The organism is Bacillus sp. UNC438CL73TsuS30 (assembly GCF_000482325.1).
Lineage (GTDB): Bacteria > Bacillota > Bacilli > Bacillales > Cytobacillaceae > Neobacillus.
Genome location: NZ_KI535296.1, coordinates 94,090 through 113,367 on the forward strand (window position 1 = coordinate 94,090; position 19,278 = coordinate 113,367).

The 19,278-nt window shown below is 39.2% G+C and carries 17 protein-coding genes; 16 read left to right on the forward strand and 1 reads right to left on the reverse strand.

All coding sequences use genetic code 11. The annotated features are described in order from the left end of the window. Nucleotides 1-55 precede the first annotated feature (55 nt). The 16 genes from M028_RS0122205 to M028_RS30800 all read left to right on the forward strand — a co-directional run bounded on the left by M028_RS0122205 (nt 56) and on the right by M028_RS30800 (nt 18,156). Nucleotides 56-826, forward strand: a complete 771-nt coding sequence (locus M028_RS0122205) for an electron transfer flavoprotein subunit beta/FixA family protein (protein WP_026575801.1) — start codon at nt 56-58, stop codon at nt 824-826. 60 nt (nt 827-886) lie between these two features. After that, nucleotides 887-1,861 (forward strand): electron transfer flavoprotein subunit alpha/FixB family protein, encoded by a 975-nt coding sequence (locus M028_RS0122210; RefSeq protein ID WP_026575802.1) that lies wholly within the window; start codon nt 887-889, stop codon nt 1,859-1,861. Between the two features lie 111 nt (nt 1,862-1,972). Further along, nucleotides 1,973-2,722 carry an SDR family NAD(P)-dependent oxidoreductase gene (locus M028_RS0122215; protein ID WP_026575803.1) on the forward strand — a complete coding sequence of 250 codons (750 nt, stop codon included), beginning with the start codon at nt 1,973-1,975 and terminating at the stop codon, nt 2,720-2,722. Between the two features lie 24 nt (nt 2,723-2,746). Continuing rightward, entirely contained in the window at nt 2,747-3,553 is an 807-nt protein-coding gene (locus M028_RS0122220; RefSeq protein WP_026575804.1) for an SDR family NAD(P)-dependent oxidoreductase, read from the forward strand. Between the two features lie 60 nt (nt 3,554-3,613). Beyond that, nucleotides 3,614-4,348, forward strand: a complete 735-nt coding sequence (locus M028_RS0122225) for an SDR family NAD(P)-dependent oxidoreductase (protein ID WP_026575805.1) — start codon at nt 3,614-3,616, stop codon at nt 4,346-4,348. A 68-nt stretch (nt 4,349-4,416) separates the two neighbouring features. After that, a complete protein-coding gene (locus M028_RS0122230) occupies nt 4,417-4,839 on the forward strand; it encodes a MarR family winged helix-turn-helix transcriptional regulator (RefSeq protein ID WP_026575806.1) in 423 nt (140 codons plus the stop codon). A gap of 305 nt (nt 4,840-5,144) precedes the next feature. After that, nucleotides 5,145-6,620 (forward strand): CoA-acylating methylmalonate-semialdehyde dehydrogenase, encoded by a 1,476-nt coding sequence (locus M028_RS0122235; RefSeq protein ID WP_026575807.1) that lies wholly within the window; start codon nt 5,145-5,147, stop codon nt 6,618-6,620. Between the two features lie 116 nt (nt 6,621-6,736). After that, nucleotides 6,737-7,552: a 5-deoxy-glucuronate isomerase gene (iolB, locus tag M028_RS0122240; protein ID WP_026575808.1), complete on the forward strand. Its 816-nt coding sequence runs from the start codon at nt 6,737-6,739 to the stop codon at nt 7,550-7,552. Nucleotides 7,553-7,568: 16 nt separating this feature from the next. Further along, nucleotides 7,569-8,564, forward strand: a complete 996-nt coding sequence (gene iolC / locus M028_RS0122245) for a 5-dehydro-2-deoxygluconokinase (RefSeq protein WP_026575809.1) — start codon at nt 7,569-7,571, stop codon at nt 8,562-8,564. 3 nt (nt 8,565-8,567) lie between these two features. Beyond that, complete coding sequence (gene iolD, locus M028_RS0122250; RefSeq protein ID WP_026575810.1) at nt 8,568-10,478, forward strand: 3D-(3,5/4)-trihydroxycyclohexane-1,2-dione acylhydrolase (decyclizing); 1,911 nt, start codon at nt 8,568-8,570, stop codon at nt 10,476-10,478. A gap of 15 nt (nt 10,479-10,493) precedes the next feature. Further along, complete coding sequence (gene iolE / locus M028_RS0122255; protein WP_026575811.1) at nt 10,494-11,399, forward strand: myo-inosose-2 dehydratase; 906 nt, start codon at nt 10,494-10,496, stop codon at nt 11,397-11,399. Nucleotides 11,400-11,631: 232 nt separating this feature from the next. Further along, nucleotides 11,632-12,510: a class II fructose-1,6-bisphosphate aldolase gene (fba, locus tag M028_RS0122260; RefSeq protein ID WP_035424536.1), complete on the forward strand. Its 879-nt coding sequence runs from the start codon at nt 11,632-11,634 to the stop codon at nt 12,508-12,510. Nucleotides 12,511-12,627: 117 nt separating this feature from the next. Further along, complete coding sequence (locus M028_RS0122265; RefSeq protein ID WP_026575813.1) at nt 12,628-13,392, forward strand: DeoR/GlpR family DNA-binding transcription regulator; 765 nt, start codon at nt 12,628-12,630, stop codon at nt 13,390-13,392. Nucleotides 13,393-13,580: 188 nt separating this feature from the next. Next, nucleotides 13,581-14,777, forward strand: a complete 1,197-nt coding sequence (locus M028_RS0122270; RefSeq protein ID WP_026575814.1) for an MFS transporter — start codon at nt 13,581-13,583, stop codon at nt 14,775-14,777. 310 nt (nt 14,778-15,087) lie between these two features. After that, nucleotides 15,088-16,140 carry a Gfo/Idh/MocA family oxidoreductase gene (locus M028_RS0122275; protein ID WP_026575815.1) on the forward strand — a complete coding sequence of 351 codons (1,053 nt, stop codon included), beginning with the start codon at nt 15,088-15,090 and terminating at the stop codon, nt 16,138-16,140. Between the two features lie 597 nt (nt 16,141-16,737). Beyond that, a complete protein-coding gene (locus tag M028_RS30800; RefSeq protein WP_081810851.1) occupies nt 16,738-18,156 on the forward strand; it encodes a sugar porter family MFS transporter in 1,419 nt (472 codons plus the stop codon). 109 nt (nt 18,157-18,265) lie between these two features. On the opposite strand, the gene M028_RS31615 is transcribed toward M028_RS30800, so the two are convergent. Next, nucleotides 18,266-19,102: an AraC family transcriptional regulator gene (locus M028_RS31615; RefSeq protein ID WP_026575816.1), complete on the reverse strand. Its 837-nt coding sequence runs from the start codon at nt 19,100-19,102 to the stop codon at nt 18,266-18,268. Nucleotides 19,103-19,278: the final 176 nt, after the last annotated feature.

Here is a 19,278-nt window from a genome sequence, read left to right on the forward strand (position 1 = left end):
GGAATTTTGTAATTTAATAGATTTAGTAAGCAAATTCAATAAAGGTGGAATGATTGTGAATATTTATGTGCTATTAAAAAGGACGTTTGATACAGAGGAAAAAATTTCACTCTTGAAGCGGAAAATCAATGAAGAGGGAGCAGAATTTATCATTAATCCCTATGACGAATATGCGGTTGACGAAGCGCTAAAAGTTCGTGAAACACATGGTGGTGAAGTGACGGTAGTGACCGTTGGGAATGAAGAGGCAGAAAAACAACTTCGGACGGCACTGGCCATGGGGGCAGATCAAGCCATTTTAATTAACGTAGAGGATCTTGAAGACGGGGATCCCTATAAAACTGCAAAAATTATTAGTGAATATCTGAAGGATAAGGAAGCAGATTTGATCTTTGCAGGAAATGTAACCATTGATGGCGGTTCTGGTCAGGTTGGTCCCCGCGTAGCTGAAATCTTAAATATTCCTTATATCACAACGATTACAAATCTGGAAATCAGCGGTGACCAGGTCACCGTTATAAGAGATGTCGAAGGGGACTCTGAAACCATTCAGTCTACAATGCCCTTATTGGTGACCGCTCAACAAGGGTTAAATGAACCACGTTACCCATCCTTGCCGGGAATCATGAAAGCAAAGAAAAAACCCTTAGAGGAACTGGAGTTAGATGACCTGGATCTAGAAGAAGATGAGGTAGAGGCGAAAACGAAAACCATTGAGATCTTTTTGCCCGCAAAAAAAGAGGCCGGAAAAGTGTTAACCGGTGAATTGAACGAGCAAGTAAGTGAGTTACTTCAATTACTTCGTAACGAGGCAAAGGTTATTTAAATTTATGCCAAAGCATTCAAAGTAGAAAATATTTTAATAGGGTAATAGGAGGTTGTTTTTATGAGCAGGAAGGTTCTCGTATTAGGAGAAGTGCGTGACGGAACACTTAGAAATGTTTCATTTGAGGCAATTGGGGCTGCAAAACTTGCTTCTCAAGGCGGAGAGGTAATTGGAGTATTACTGGGTGAGAATGTACAGCCGCTAGCAAATGAGCTCATTCTATATGGAGCAGATCGGGTCGTGGTGGTAGAGGATGGAAAATTAAAACAATATACATCAGATGGTTTTTCACAAGCCTTATTTGCTGTCATTGAACAAGAAAATCCAGACGTCATTCTTTTCGGCCATACCGCACTAGGTAAAGACTTGTCTCCAAGGATTGCAAGCAAGTTAAAATCCGGTCTCATCTCAGATGCCACTGCGGTAGAAGAAATAGCTGGAAACCTTATCTTTACCCGGCCAATTTATTCCGGTAAAGCGTTTGAAAAGAAAATGATTACGGATGGCCTTGTGTTTGCAACTATCCGTCCTAATAATATTCAGCCGTTACTGAAGGATGAATCTCGCTCTGGTGAGGTTTCCATCTTATCCACTCAAATAAAAGATTTACGGACGATAATTAAAGAGGTAGTCCGGAAAACAAGTAAAGGTGTAGATCTTTCCGAAGCCAAGGTGGTGGTAGCTGGAGGACGCGGTGTGAAAAGTAAGGAGGGGTTTGAACCTTTAAAAGAATTGGCCCAAGTTCTTGGTGGGGCTGTCGGTGCCTCGCGCGGAGCATGTGATGCTGATTTTTGTGATTATTCCCTGCAAATCGGGCAAACGGGTAAGGTGGTAACACCCGATTTATATATTGCCTGCGGAATTTCTGGTGCCATTCAGCATCTTGCGGGAATGTCCAATTCAAAAATAATCGTGGCGATTAATAAAGATCCGGAAGCAAATATTTTTCAAGTAGCCGATTATGGGATTGTGGGAGATTTATTTGAAGTGGTTCCTATGTTAATCGAAGAATTTGCTGCAGTGAAACAATATTAGCCATTTTTTGTTACGAAGGATTATAGTTGCAAGATAGTAAAAATATTGCTAGAATTTAGATGTCTAATATTTAGATATCTAAATATATTTTCAGGGAAAGAGGTCATACGAATGAGATTACTAGGGAAAATTGCAATTGTTACCGGAAGCGCCTCAGGAATTGGAAGAGGTATTGCTCTTGCTATGGCCAAGGAAGGGGCACATATCGCCATTGTCGATGTGAATGAAGAAAAAGGAAAACAAACTCTTGAAGAGATAAACCAATATACAGAGGGTATGCTTTTTATTAAGGATATTTCAGTCAAAGAAACCGTATATACAATCGTAGAAGAAGTGGTTAAGAGATTTGGAAAGCTAGATATTATCGTTAATAATGCGCATGTATCGAGACAGGCGCCATTTATTGAAACCACACAGGAGCTTATAGACTTGTCTTTTGGAACGGGCTTTTATCCGACATTCCATTTCATGCAGGCAGCTTACCCTGAATTGAAAAAATCAAGGGGGAAGGTGATTAACTTTGCATCTGGTGCTGGTCTTGAAGGACAGGTCACCCAAACGTCCTATGCGGCGGCAAAAGAAGCCATTCGGGCTATTTCCCGCGTGGCAGCAAATGAATGGGGCCCAGAAGGAATCAATGTCAACATGATTTCGCCTATCGCCCTTACACCAGGTGTTGAACAATGGCGAGAGAGTGCTCCACAATTATACGATGAGATGATTAAGAAAGTTCCGCTCCGCCGGCTTGGAGATCCTGAACAAGATATTGGTAGAGTAGCAGTTTTCTTGTCAAGCAGTGATTCTGATTATATTACCGGTCAAACCTTTATGGTTGACGGCGGTTCAATAAAATTACGCTAAACACTTGTGAAAGGAGCTTCCAAAATGGGAAGAGTACAAGATAAGGTGGCACTGGTAACCGGCGGCGCCTCAGGAATAGGTTTATCTTCAGCGACATTATTGGCCAAGGAAGGGGCCAGAGTTGTCATTGCTGATTTCAATGTTGATGGGGCAAAGGAAGCTGCAAACAAGATCAAAGCCCAAGGCGGAGAGGCGGCATGTATTTTTCTTGATGCCGGTGATGAAACTTCCATTAAAGAAGCAGTTGAATTTACGGTTGAGCACTACGGTAAGATATCTGTTCTATTTAATAATGTTGGTGCAACCAATTTGAAAAAGGATTTAGATGTTGTAAACATGGATCTTGATGAATGGGACCGACTAATGAATCTGAATTTAAAAAGTGTGCTGCTTGGAAGCAGATTTGCCATTCCGCATATGATCAAAGCCGGTGGCGGCTCGATTATTAACACAGCATCCATGGCAGGCTTTTTCGGCGATTCAATCCGTGCAGCATATGGGGCATCAAAAGCTGGTGTTGTCAATCTGACAAGATATATTGCAGCACAATACGGAAAACATCATATTCGCTGTAATGCCGTGGCACCAGGTTTAATATTAACACCTGCTGCCCAAAATAATATGCCACCTGCTGTATTGGATATTTTTGCGAAATATAATGCCCTACCCTATCATGGTGAACCGGATGATATCGGAAATACAGTTTTATTCTTGGCATCAGAAGAATCTAAATTTATTACTGGGCAGACAATTCAAGTAGAGGGCGGACATTATATTGCCAACCCAACAATTTCGGATTTTGAAGAGTTTATGAAAAAAAACCAAGGCTAATCTAAATGGGCAATTTGGATTTGCTGGCTTCATAAAATTTAACTTAGGGGAGAATTGAAAATGGGAAGATTAGATCAAAAAGTGGCCATTATTACAGGGGGAGCCTCCGGGATTGGTGAACAGATGGTTGACTTGTTCAGCCAAGAAGGGGCCATTGTCATCGCTGCGGATATTAATGAGGCAGCACTTGAAAAAGCGAGCCAAAAAGAGAACGTATATGGGATGAAATTAAATGTTGCTTCTGATGACGACTGGGAAGCATTGGCAAAAGAAGTGAACGACCGTTTTGGCAGAATTGATATTCTGGTCAACAATGCTGGGATTTCTTCAGAAAAACCATACCAGGAAATTAATTTTGAGGATTGGCAAAAAATGCTATCCATTAATGGCTTTGGTCCATTTGCCGGAATGAAGCATGTGGCACCTTACATGGCTGCACAGAAAAAAGGTTCCATTGTAAACATTTCTTCCTATACAGCCCAAATTGGACAGGGTTTTAATCATTATTCAGCTTCAAAAGGGGCAGTACGTGCGATTTCGAAAGCTGCGGCAACAACCTTTGGCAGCCAGGGAGTCCGTGTTAATACACTATTTCCAGGTATAATTGAAACACCGATGACCCAAGCTTTAAGTACCTCAAAAGAACTTCTTGGCCGTCTCATTCAAGCAACGCCGCTTAGAAGGTTAGGGCAGCCAAAAGATATTGCAAATGCAGCTTTGTTTTTAGCTTCTGATGAATCATCATATATTACAGGTGCAGAATTGGTGATTGACGGCGGATTTTCTGCACAATAATATAATGGAGAGCCCCTGTTGATAGTAGGGGCTCTTACCTTTAAATTAGAAGGAAGTTGTTATACATAATGGCAGAACAGACTATTTTTGAGTTAATTCACTTAATGGATAAAGTGACAAATAATTTAATAATTCAATGGAATAAAACGTTTAACGAAGACCTCGGTGTCTCCCATATTCTTGTACTTGGTCACTTGAAGAAATATGGAAAAAGTCGTCCATCCGATATTGCTAAAGCATTGGGATTGACCCCTCCGACGCTGACGCATTTAACTGAAAAAATCGTGCAAAAAAATTTGGCCATTCGACTGAATGATGAGTCCGATCGGAGGATTGTTTATTTGGGAATTACGGATAAAGGAATTGATATGCTAAAAAAGGCAAATAAAGAAGGGGAAATACTGCGAAAAAACCTTTTTGAAAGATTAACCGAACAGGATAGGCAGCAATTATTAGAAATATATGCAAAACTCAGTTCAGAAAAAAACTAAATCCATTTTAAAGCGGCTGGCACTTTGCGAAGTTTTCGTATCGTGCCGGCCGCTTTTTTATTTTTGATTAAGTTAACATTCAGACAAATTTAAATAATTAAAAATAATGAAAGATAATTATTGACTGAAAACGCTTTTAGGCTTATTATTGAATCAAACATAACCAACACTTAACCAAAACATTACAACAACTAGACAAAAGAGTCACCATCTTCGATTGTGTTGGTAAGTTATTAAGAGATTGCCAAATTGGTTAAATCATTAACTAATAGATACTAAATGAAATTTTTGAGGAGGAAAAAATCATGACTGAAGTAGCTACAAAAGTAAGAACCATTAAAAACTACATAAACGGTGAGTGGGTTGAAAGCAATACAACCAAATATGAAGACGTCTATAATCCAGCAACAAAAGAAGTAATGGCTCAAGTACCACATTCCACAAAGGAAGATGTCGAACTAGCTGTCGAAGCTGCGAAAAAGGCATTCGAACAATGGAAAGACGTTCCGGTTCAAAAACGTGCAAGAGTTTTATTTAACTTCCATCAATTATTACAAGAAAACGCAGAAGAATTAGCGCGTCTAATCACAATCGAAAATGGTAAAGCCCTAACAGAAGCAAGAGGAGAAGTTCTTCGCGGGATCGAAAATGTTGAATTTGCTGCAGGTGCTCCAACGCTTATGATGGGTGATTCGCTCACAAACATTGCAACTGATATTGAAGCAACTAACTATCGTTACCCAATCGGTGTTGTTGGTGGAATCGCGCCATTCAACTTCCCAATGATGGTACCATGCTGGATGTTCCCAATGGCCATTGCAGTGGGGAATGCCTTCATTTTAAAACCATCTGAAAAAACACCGCTTTTAGTAGAAAAGTTCGTTGAGTTATTTGAAAAAGCAGGACTTCCAAAAGGCGTGTTCAACGTAGTTTACGGCGCGCATGATGTAGTAAACGAAATCCTGGACAATAAAGAAGTAAAAGCGATTTCCTTTGTTGGTTCTAAACCTGTCGGTGAATACGTGTACAAGCGTGCAAGCGAAAACTTAAAACGTGTTCAGGTTTTAGCCGGTGCGAAAAACCATGTTACGGTCCTAAATGATGCTGATCTTAATGATGCGGTAACGAATATTATCGGCTCAGCATTCGGGTCAGCAGGCGAGCGCTGCATGGCAACTTCTGTTGTAACTGTAGAAGATGGCATTTACGATGCATTCGTAGCAAAACTAGTTGAAAAATCAAAAGAACTTACAATGGGTAATGGCTTAGATGATGGAATCTTCTTAGGACCAGTGATCCGTGAAGAAAACCAAAAACGTACAATTGGTTATATTGAAAAAGGTGTCGAAGAAGGAGCGAAACTAGCACTTGATGGACGTGAGCGTGTCCTAGAAGAAGGCTACTTCGTTGGACCAACTATTTTTGAAGATGTAACAACTGAAATGACCATCTGGAAGGATGAAATTTTTGCACCAGTATTATCTCTTGTCCGCGTGAAAAACTTAAAAGAAGCAGTGGAAATTGCGAACCAATCAGAATTCGCGAACGGTGCTTGCATATTCTCAACCAATGCTTCATCTATCCGCTACTTCCGTGAGAATATCGACGCAGGTATGCTTGGTGTGAACTTAGGTGTACCAGCACCAATGGCGTTCTTCCCATTCTCTGGATGGAAATCTTCTTTCTTTGGAACATTACATGCAAACGGAAAAGACAGTGTCGACTTCTTTACTCGTAAAAAAGTGGTCACTGCACGCTATAAAGCACCAACATTCGAATAATAAAAGTAGGCTTTTAAAATGGAATGAACAGTATGAGTTCTGTTCATTCCCATCCTTTTCATAATGTAATCGCAATCACGTTTGGATTAGAATGAGGAAAATGAGAGGTACTCAAAATGAGCAAATTACTTCGCAAACCAATTAAAAATGTAGCCGCACCAGGAGTTACGATTGTTCACGATGTGACAGAACAAAATTCTTCATTAGAATATGTTGGATTTAAGGTAGTCGATCTCGTTCCGGGTGCTAAATATTCTGAAGAGTTAGCAAATAAGGAATGCTGTATTGTTGCCCTAACTGGAAAAATTGATGTGACGGACGGCGAACTATTATTTGAAAACCTTGGCACACGCGAAAGTGTTTTTGAAAAGAAACCGACTGACAGCGTTTACGTCTCCAACCATCGCAACTTTGAGGTAAAAGCAGTGACAGATGCTAGAGTGGTTCTCTGTTATTCCCCATCAGAAAAACAATTACCAACCAAGCTAATCAAAGCTTCAGATAACGGTATTGAACATAGAGGCAAATTCAGCAATCAGCGCCTAGTTCATAATATTTTACCTGATTCCGACCCATCTGCTAATAGTTTACTAGTTGTAGAGGTTTATACCGAAGCAGGAAACTGGTCGAGCTATCCGCCGCATAAACATGACCAGGACAACTTGCCTCTCGAATCATTTTTGGAAGAAACCTACTACCATGAAATGAATCCGCAGCAAGGTTTCGTCTTCCAACGAGTTTATACGGATGACCGTTCCCTAGATGAAACCATGGCAGTCGAACATGGCGATGTTGTTCTTGTACCAGCAGGCTATCATCCAGTAGGTGTTCCTGATGGCTACACTTCCTACTATTTAAATGTCATGGCTGGACCAACCCGTATTTGGAAATTCCACAACGACCCCGATCACGAATGGATCTTAAACCGGTAAGGAGCTGTTTTCGAACATGAAATATCAATTTAATGAAGAAAAAGAGTACGACCTCATTGCCATCGGTCGCGCCTGCATCGATTTAAACGCGGTTGAATACAACCGTCCAATGGAAGAAACGATGACGTTTTCAAAATATGTTGGCGGTTCACCTGCTAATATCGCGATTGGTTCATCCAAACTGGGCCTAAAAGCCGGTTTCATCGGGAAGCTTGCCGATGATCAACATGGCCGATTCATAGAAAGCTATATGCGCGGTGTCGGCATCGATACCTCCAATATGGTTGTTGACCAAGAAGGTCATAAAACCGGTTTGGCTTTTACAGAGATTAAAAGTCCAGAAGAGTGCAGCATTTTAATGTACCGCGAAAATGTTGCGGACCTTTATTTAAAAGCTTCCGAAGTCAATGAAGATTACATAAAAAAGGCAAAAATCCTGCTTGTTTCCGGGACAGCGCTATGTAAAAGCCCGTCGCGTGAAGCAGTATTAAAAGCAGTAGGCCTTGCCAAAAAGAATGATGTGAAGGTTGTTTTTGAGTTAGATTACCGTCCTTATTCATGGGAATCCGTTGAAGAGACATCTGTCTATTATCAATTTGTCGCCGAGCAATCCGATATTGTAATCGGTACCCGTGATGAATACGATGTCCTTGAAAACAAGCTAGAAGGTAACAACGAAGAAACGATCAACTATTTATTCCAACATTCTCCGGAACTAATCGTCATCAAGCATGGTGTCGAAGGATCTTACGCCTATACAAAATCAGGGGAAACCTTTAAAGGTCAAGCTTATCTGACCAAAGTGTTAAAAACATTTGGCGCTGGTGATTCCTATGCCTCTGCTTTCCTTTTTGCCTTACTAACAGGCAAGGAAATTGAAACGGCCTTGAAATATGGAAGTGCATCGGCTGCGATTGTTGTCAGCAAGCACAGTTCATCTGAAGCGATGCCAACCGTAGCAGAAATCGAACAATTAATTGCTGAAAGAACGGAAAAGGTTGAGGTGAAATAAGCCGTGGGGAAAATTAGATTAACAACCGCTCAAGCTTTAATCAAATTTTTAAACCAACAGTATATACATGTAGACGGTCAAGAGTATCCATTTGTGGAGGGTGTTTTCGCTGTTTTTGGTCATGGAAATGTCCTCGGCATGGGACAGGCACTTGAACAAGATCCTGGACACTTAAAAGTCATCCAAGGAAAAAATGAGCAAGGGATGGCCCTTGCCGCGATGGCTTACGGTAAACAAATGCTCCGCCGAAAAATATATGCTGTGACCACCTCCGTAGGTCCTGGTTCCGCGAACCTTGTAACAGCAGCAGCAACTGCTCTTGCAAATAATATTCCGATGCTGCTCATCCCTGGAGATACGTTCGCAACGAGACAACCGGATCCGGTCCTGCAGCAATTCGAACAAGAATATAGTGCAGCCGTGACCACCAATGATGCTCTTAAACCCGTTTCAAGATATTGGGATCGCGTGACACGTCCAGAACAATTAATGTCCAGCTTGCTTCGTGCATTTGAAGTCATGACAGATCCAGGTAAAGCAGGTCCTGCAACAATCTGTATTTCACAGGATGTGGAAGGCGAAGCGTTTGATTATGATGAGAAATTTTTCGAAAAACGTGTTCACTACCTTGACCGGAAAGCTCCTGTAGACCGTGAATTAACGGGTGCAGCGGAACTGATTAAGGCGAGCAAAAAGCCGCTAATTTTAGTCGGCGGCGGTGCAAGATATTCAGGTGCACGCGAGATTTTAATGAAGATTTCCGAAAAGCACCATATTCCTTTAGTCGAAACCCAAGCCGGTAAATCAACGGTCGAGTTTACGTTTAAAAATAATTTAGGCGGCGTGGGCGTGACAGGAAACTTAGCAGCTAATAAAGCAGCACGTCAAGCAGATCTAGTTATCGGAATTGGTACTAGATATACAGATTTTGCTACTTCATCTAAAACCGCATTTGATTTTGAGAATGCCAAGTTTTTAAACATTAACGTTAGCCGCCTGCAGGCTTATAAACTGGATGCCTTCCAGGTAGTGGCCGACGCAAAAACAACATTAGAACAATTGGCACCATTGTTAGATGGATATGAAAGTGAATTTGGTCCAATCATTGGAGAGTTAAAAGAGGAATGGTTATTGGAGCGTGAGCGATTAAGTAAAGTGACCTTCAATCGTGAGAATTTTGAGCCTGAAATTAGAAATCATTTTACACAAGAAGTGTTAAATGAATATGCTGATGCACTAAATACGGAACTTGCCCAAACAACAGCTTTAATCGCCATTAATGACACGGTTGATTCGGATAGTATTGTTATTGGTTCAGCCGGATCTCTTCCTGGAGACCTTGAGCGAGTCTGGAATCCAACTGTGCCGGAAACCTATCATCTTGAATACGGTTACTCTTGTATGGGATATGAAGTTTCGGGTGCATTAGGGGTTAAATTAGCACAACCAACGAAAGAAGTTTATTCCCTTGTAGGGGACGGAAGCTTTCTCATGATGCATTCGGAGCTTATCACAGCCATCCAATATAATCAAAAAATTAATGTTCTTCTATTTGATAATTCCGGATGGGGATGTATTAATAATCTGCAAATGGGTAATGGAATGGGTAGCTTTAACTGTGAGTTTAGAACACATGATAACAAAATTTTAAATATTGATTATGCAAAAGTAGCGGAAGGTTATGGTGCAAAAGTTTATCGTGCCAATACAGTGGAAGAATTGAAAGCGGCCGTGGAAGATGCGAAGAAGCAAGATGGCTCTACTTTGATCGAATTGAAAGTGCTGCCAAAGACGATGACAGATGGTTATGACAGCTGGTGGAATGTGGGCGTTGCCGAAGTTTCTAATAAGGAAAGTATTCAGCAAGCGTATGAATCCCGAAAACAGAAACTAGAAACAGCAAAACAATATTAAGAGGAGAAGGATCTTATGGGGGAACAAACTATTCTATGGGGAATCGCACCAATTGGCTGGCGGAATGATGATATTCCGGAAATTGGAGCAGGGAACACCTTATCTCATTTATTAAGTGATATTGTTGTAGCAGGCTTTCAAGGAACAGAAGTCGGCGGATTTTTTCCGGAAGCTGAAGTATTGAATAAAGAGCTGAAGTTACGAAATTTAAAAATTGCTGGACAATGGTTTAGTAGTTTCATTGTTCGGGATGGTGTAGAAGAAGCAGCCAAAGGCTTTCACAAGCATTGTCAGTATTTAAAAGAAGTTCAAGCCAGCGTTGCGGTTGTTTCAGAGCAAACTTACAGTATCCAGGGGACCGGAAAAATTGTTTTCACGGAAAAGCCTTACTTTACCGATGTTGAATGGAACACATTGTGTGCAGGACTAAATGAACTTGGGAAAATAGCACAACAATATGACTTAAAACTCGTCTTCCATCATCATATGGGAACCGGTGTTCAAACCCTAGAGGAAATTGATCGGCTCATGGAAAATACGGATCCCAACCATGTTCATTTACTTTATGATACAGGCCACATCTTCGTCTCTGATGGCGATTATCTAACACTATTAAATAAACATCTTGACCGGATTAAGCATGTTCATTTTAAAGATGTTCGCCTAGAAGTGCTTAATCAATGTAAAGAAGAAGGAAAATCATTCATGCAATCATTTTTAAGCGGCATGTTTACCGTACCTGGTGATGGCTTCATTGATTTTAAGAAAGTATACGAGACGTTGGTAGGTCACAACTATCAAGGGTGGATTGTCGTAGAAGCGGAACAAGACCCATCTATTGCACATCCATTAGAATATGCACTTATTGCTCGTAATTATATAGATGAAAAATTGCTCGCTCCTGCCAAATCATTCGTTTAGTTTGGATGCCTGCCATTTGATGGAATTGTAACAAATTCTGTATTCGATTACCCTGATAAACCAGAGTGGTCAAATGATGTAACACTAAGATCCATTGAAGAGGGATTATATATTTAATCGGTTTTACGACCATTACGCTGCTTCTAAGGATATTGCAGATAAATTGGTTTTGAAAGAATTTAACTTCGAACAATAAGTGAAAAGAACTTTTAATAGGGGAGGTGCACGATTGATGACAACTGTATCTGTAAAAGAACATTCTCTCGTTCCGATGAAAGAGATGCTTTTTAAAGCTAGAGAAGGCGGATATGCTATTGGGCAATTTAACATTAATGGCTTACACTGGATCCAGGCAACACTGCAAGCTGCGGAAGAAGAACGGTCAGCGGTTATTTTAGCAGCATCCGATCGCCTTATCGATTATTTAGGCGGGTTTCGGATGGTTGCAGCAATGGTGAAAGAGCAAATGATGCAAATGAACATTACAGTTCCTGTTGCCCTACATTTGGATCATGGAAGAAGTGTGGAAAGTTGTAAACAGGCGATTGATGCCGGATTTACCTCTGTCATGATTGATGGTTCACACTTCCCAATTGATAAGAATATTGCAATGACAAAGCAAGTAGTAGAGTATGCAAAGCGTCATAATGTTACGGTGGAAGCAGAGGTTGGTACTGTCGGCGGGAATGAAGACGGCTTAATTGGCGGAATCCAATATGCGGATCCAAATGAATGCCTGCGAATCGTAAAAGAGGCGGAAATTGATGCTTTAGCAGCTGCACTGGGTTCTGTTCATGGTCCGTATCAAGGAGAGCCAAAGCTAGGTTTTGCCGAGATGGAGCAAATTTCTGACATGACTGGTATTCCGCTTGTGTTGCACGGGGGTTCCGGTATCCCTGATTATCAAATAGAGAAAGCGATTGCCCTTGGTCATGCAAAAATTAATGTAAATACAGAATGCATCCAAGCTTGGACGAACGCAGTCCGTGTCTTTTTGGAGAATGACAGCAAGGTTTATGATCCGAAGACCATTCTAACGCCAGGTAAAGATGCGATAGTGGAGACTATCAAGGATAAGATTAGATTATTTAAATCAAACCAAAAGGCTTAACGAATGGGGATGTCATGTCTACTCGGCTTGGCATCCATATTGATAGAATTCGTCCTTTTATATATAGTGAAAATTAACTACGTGAACGGAAACAGAAGGAAGAGGAGGTGGGAAGAATTGATTAAAACAAAACGAATTAAACAGATCCAAGATTATATATTTGAACACCAAAATGCTTCTCTTGATGAATTATGCAGTGTATTTAATGTTTCAAAAAATACGATTCGACGTGATATTCAGGAATTAGTTGAACTTGGAGAAATTAAAAAGGTTTATGGCGGAGTAGCTGTAAATGCGGAAGCACTTGTCTCATTTAATGATCGGAAAACACGCAATCAAGGGTCAAAAGAGTTGATTGCCAAAGCTGCAGCGGACTTTGTGGAAGATGGAGATGTCCTTTTTATTGATTCCGGAACAACCACATTAGAAATGATTGAGTATATCAAAACGAAAAATTTAACAATTGTAACGAACAATCTTGATTTTATGATTAATGCTCTTCCATATGAAAATTTAAATGTAATTTCCACCGGCGGCGCATTGGAACGAAAAACGAATTCTTTTATTAGCCTAAAACCATTTAATTTACTGCAATCCTATAATATCAATAAAGCATTCATGGCATCGACTGGTATATCGTTAACAAATGGAGTCACAAATGCCTCACCACTGGAAAGTGAAACGAAAACCATTGCAATAGAGAGAAGCTCACAGGTCTTTTTATTAGTGGACCGAGATAAATTTGATAAATATGGTCTAATGACATATTGCCGCTTGGACCAAATCGATTATGTTGTAACCGATGAATTACCGCGAGAGAATTATCAGGAATATTTCTCGATGAATAAAATTCAGCTTGTGGTTGCAGATGAACAAGAATAGTTTTAAACATTAAATTTCAGTCGAAATGCGGAAACCATGAACATTTGTCCATGGTTTATTGTTGATTGTCTAGCCCCAGTGCCTAGGCCCTTGAGGGTGCCTTGTCCTTATTCAATTCGCACTGAGCTTTTCTTATTTATGCCATGCCAATTAATGGGGATCTTACTGAAAAGGCAGGAAGTGGTTAATTGCGAACTTTTAATCCTATTAAAGATAAAACCATTTTTTTAACAGTCTCGTTTATTTTATGGTTTTCTCATTTTATTTATGTTCCGATTTTGTCTCCCTATATGGAATCGATTGGGGGGAAATATACGTTTATTGGAATTGTATTGGGCAGCTATGGTTTGATGCAATTATTGTTTCGGTTACCGATTGGAATCTTTTCGGATGTTATAAAGAGAAGAAAACTATTTCTTATTTTTGGGATGATAGTTAGTGCTTTAAGTTGTTTGATTTTTGCTGTAACCGATCATTTAGTTTGGATCCTTATCGGCCGTAGCCTTGCCGGTATTGCTGCGGCATCGTGGGTTGTTTTTACCGTCTTGTATTCCAGTTATTTTTCGGATAAAGAGGTTCATCGTGCGATGAGCATGATTTCCTTTATTGTCGTGTTTGCCCAACTTCTTGGTATGGGGCTGAGCGGTTATATTGTTGTTCAGCGGGGCTGGTATGCACCGTTTTGGATGGGTACGGGAATTGCGGTAATAGGTGTGATTCTTTCCTTTTTTGTGTTTGAACCAAAGGAATGCATCGCAAGAGAGCCGATTCAAATGAAAGATTTGACCTCTGTTTTAAAGGATTCCATGCTTTTAAAGACATCATCCTTATCGATCTTGGCCCACAGCATTATTTTTTCAACGATGTTTGGGTTTATCCCGGCTTATGCCCTACATATTGGATTCAAAGCGAGTGATTTAATCTTTGTTATTCTATCGTTTATGATTCCTCATGCTGTGGCCACTCTTTATATGGGAAATCTATTGGTTCCAATGATTGGAAAATGGGAGACGCTAAGAATTTCCTATTTGCTGGCGGCCATTTTCACGTTTGTGGTTCCGTTTATTCATATAAAGGGCTTATTTTATGCTGTACAGGCCTTTAATGGGTTTTCGTTAGGGATTATTTTTCCGCTGCTTTTAGGTATGTCGATTGAAACGATACCCCATGCTAAAAGAGCTACAGCGATGGGTTCATATCAAGCCATTTACGCTATTGGAATCTTTGCGGGGCCTTTCTTTGCAGGAATATTGAATTCTCATTTAGGGCTTGCAGCAGGGTTTTATTTTGCTGCAGTAATCGGACTAGTGGCGGTTATTTTTATTAGTTTCTGGAGAAGAAAGAGTGCCTTCAAAGCAGCTATAGATAATGGAATAGAAATATAATAGTTAAACCAAAGGAAATGTTTTCTTTGGTTTTTTTTATAAAAAGGGACGTTTATGGAGCGGGAGGCTTTTTTGAGAGGTTAAATTTCCATTGAGGGGGTAAGGGGTTACTATAACTTGAATAGTAGGAAAACGTTTACCTAAACAATTTTTTATTAAGAAATTTTTCGAGGAAGAAATCCCTCTACTTATCAGTATTTTCCTCATATGATGGCACTTTAAATATATTGACTTTTCTGTCTGTTTGTATTTATAATCGAAATTAAGGTAAGCGTTTTCCTAAAAAGTTAAATAAAGGTGGAGATAGAATATGGATAAGGTTAAAGTTGGGATTGTCGGTCTAGGAAGATTGGGGAGACAACATGCGGAGAATTTGGCATTTCGGATTCCAAATTGTGAATTATCTGCAGTTTGTAGTGTGATCCCTGAGGAAGTTGAACAGGTTCAAAAGGAATGGAATATTCCTTATGCCTATACGAATTACGATGAAATGTTAAATAATAAAGAGTTGGATGCAATCTTTATTGCCTCTCCATCGGGCTTCCATTGTGAGCAAATTGAGAAAGCTTTAAAAGCTGGATTTCATGTATTCAGTGAAAAACCACTTGGATTATATTTAGATGAAGCAATGCGTGTACAGGAGGTTGTAAATAACCATAAGGATCAAGTGTTTATGCTAGGCTTCATGCGCAGATATGATAAGTCCTATGCCTATGCGAAGAAGAAAATCGAAGAAGGCAAGATTGGCGAGCCCTTGCTCATTCGCTGTTATGGTCTTGATCCTGCAAAGGCGATCGATGGGTTCATGCAATTTGCGAAGAATAATTACAGCGGCGGGTTGTTCTTGGATATGGCTATTCATGATTTAGACCTTGCTAGATGGTACCTAAACTCTGAAGCTAAGCAAGTGTGGGCCATTGGCGGAGCCTATGCTTATCCTGAAATTGCAGAGTTAAATGATGCAGAAACAGGTGCAGCGTTGGTGAAGTTTGGAAATAATAAGATGGGGATTTTTGTAGCCAGCCGTAATTGTGCGCATGGCTACCATATTGAAACAGAGATTATTGGTACAAAAGGTACGTTAAGAATTGGAACTGTTCCGGAAAAGAATCAGGTAACCGTTTTTGACGAAACAGGCGCTGTAAAGGAATGTTCTGATGGGTTTTTGGAGCGTTTCGAACAAGCTTATTTAAGTGAGGCAGAAGAGTTTATCGCATGTATCCGGGAAAACAGAAAGCCAAGTGTAACGGTGGAGGATGGAGTATTATCAACAGCTTTGGGGTATGCTTGCAAAGAATCGTTTGAAACCGGTGAGTTGATTACGGTTCAATCACCATCTGAAAAGGTAACCTTATCTAATTAATATATATTGAATTTAGAATTGGAATCTTGATAGGCAGTTCGCTATGGCGATACTGCCTATTTTTCTAGTATCCTGTAAGTAAGATTATTTTTTGCAGATCCATGCAAGATTTAGGTGGAGATGATTTTCATGATTTCGTAGCCAATTAAAATAAGTGGACTAATAATAATGTTTCAAAAGACCATTACCTTAAAAAGTAACGGTCTTATTTTTTATTCAGATTTTTGAATATGTACTTCTAATTTGTTTCATAGAAGATGCTTTCCCTAAAGCAATATTGTTAAGTAAATAAGCAATATCACTTAATGAATTTGTGTTTTTATTGTATTAAAATGAAATAGTAGAAAGCAAAAAATAATAGTTATGACAAAAAGGAGAGGATTGTGTGAGTAAGATTATCAAAAAAGTAAAGCGGTTGCATGAAAGTGTATTTGGCAGCGAGGAAATGTAACCGCTTAAAATGCAAAATAAGAAATCTTTAAAGAGGAACTCCTACTGGTCCATCCTACTAGAAGATACAATCATATTTGATAACAGCCATAATAGGAAGACCGCTTTGCTTATAACTAAGTTATTAATACAAAGGGGAAAATATATATGGAAAATGTTAGGGTTGCTAGTAATGCAGTTGAACTGGAACAGGCTAATAAAAAGGACCCCAAAAAGTTTTTGAAGATAGTTACTACTGTTTCAACTTTTGGGGGGTTGTTATTCGGTTATGATACAGGGGTAATTAATGGCGCACTTCCATTTATGGCTAAGCCTGATCAATTAAACCTTACTCCTTTTACTGAAGGTTTAGTTGCAAGTTCTTTAGTATTAGGTGCTGCTTTTGGTTCCATATTTGGTGGACGCCTATCGGATAATAAAGGGCATCGGAAAGCCATTATGTATCTTGCGATTTTATTTTTCTTTTCAACATGTGGTTGTGTCATATCTCCAAATACGACAATAATAGTATTTTTCCGTTTTCTATTAGGACTTGCTGTCGGCGGTGCCTCTGTAATTGTTCCATCTTATCTTGCTGAAATGTCACCTTCGGAACGCCGTGGCAGGCTGGTTACTCAAAATGAATTAATGATTGTTACTGGACAGTTTCTTGCTTACGTATTCAATGCAATTATTGGAAGTGTATATGGAGATGCGGGACATGTGTGGCGTTATATGTTAGTAGTTGCGACATTACCAGCTGTGGCACTGTGGCTTGGAGTCCTTATTTTACCTGAAAGCCCTCGTTGGTTAGCATCCAAAGGAAGAATGGGTGACGCACTAAGAATACTAAAACAAATTCGTAATGAAGATATTGCTGAACAAGAATTACGTGAAATAAAAGCACATATTTCAGAACAGAAAAAAATCCAAAAAGTAAAATTTAAAGATTTAGGAATTCCTTGGATCCGACGTATTATGATTCTTGGAATAGGGATTGGAGCCATATCGCAATTAGTAGGTATAAACTCTATCATGTACTATGGGACACAAATACTACAAAATTCTGGTTTTGGAACAAAAACAGCATTGATTGGAAATGTAGCAAACGGAGTAATATCTGTTATTGCCGTGATTTTCGGTATGTCTATTATGCACAAAGTAAATAGACGCACAATGTTTCTTACAGGTCTAATGGGTGCAACCATTGCACTTATTACGATTGGAATAGCAACTTTAAAACTTTCCGGATCTCCATTGTTACCATATGTAGTGCTTTCCATGACAGTACTATATTTAGCTTTCTTCCAAGGAGCGATCGGCCCTATGACTTGGCTTACATTATCCGAAATATTTCCTGCCCGTTTACGTGGAATGGGTATGGGGATGGCTGTTTTGTTTTTATGGCTTTGCAATTTTTTAGTAGGGCTATTCTTTCCTGTTCTTTTAAATGGAATTGGACTATCAGGAACATTTTTCATATTCGCTGTGTTTGGAATTTTGGGTATAGTTTTTATAGCAAAATACCTACCTGAAACAAGAGGGCTGTCATTAGAACAAATAGAGGAAAATTTTAAGACCGTATAGGAGCTAAACTGGATTAAATTATCTGAATAGTCAAGCTTAAAAATCACTTCGAATATGAAGTGATTTTTTTTTATAACTATTTAACAACTTTTCAGAATAAAGTTGTTTTCTAGAATTGAATTTCCCTAAACTGTTTTGGTGTTAGGTTCGTATGCTTTTTAAATGTTGTTATAAAGTGGGTATCACTATTGAATCCTGATGAAATAGAAATCTCCTTAATAGAATGATTGGTGTTCTGAAGTAATTTTTTGGCATAGTTTATCCGAAAGTTAATGACGTATTCATATGGTGAGTAACCGGTATATTTTTTAAATACACGAGAAAAATGGAATGGAGTTAAATTGACATAATAAGCCAACTCCTTTAGATTGATCTCCTGATTAAAATGACTTTCAATATAGGCAATGGCTTGCAGGATGATTTTTTCTTGAATATCGGTTGATTCATTGGAGACTTCGTTCAACTCGTACATAATTTTATGAATGTTCATAGATATAAAATGCTCATTAATATTCCCCTTCTCTGCCATATGGAGAATTTGCCCCATGCATTCTGGAATAACGAAATTATTCTCAACTGAAAAAATGCAGCCGCTTTTTTCAAACAGCAGATCAAAATAATGCTGACTAGAAATCCCTGAAAAATGAAACCATTCAAAGAGGGCATTTTCATTTGCCAGGTATGTATGAGATTCGTGGCAATCGAGAAATACTAAAGTGTTTTTTGGAGCATGAAATTCCTGGCCTCTATACCTGATGGTCATGGAACCTCTTCTAATTAACATGATTAGAAAGTTATTGTAATGATCTCTTTCCACGATATATTTATCGTTACAGTAGAAAAGGCCGGAATCGTGTAAACAGTAGAGGGCCTTCTTCGCAAATTCACTGGGAATATGGAAAAAAATTTCAGATCGTTGTAACACACCTTTTTCAATAATCTTCATAGGTTCACCTTCAACTCGACTAAAGAATTCTATTAATCTAGCATATTTTTTACCTAAAAACGAAAACGCTTTCCTTATTTAATATAAAAAGCAATATTCTTAAGTAGATGAGCAATATCGCTTAATGTATTTATATATTAATAATAATAAAATGAAAGAGCAGAAAGCAATAAATA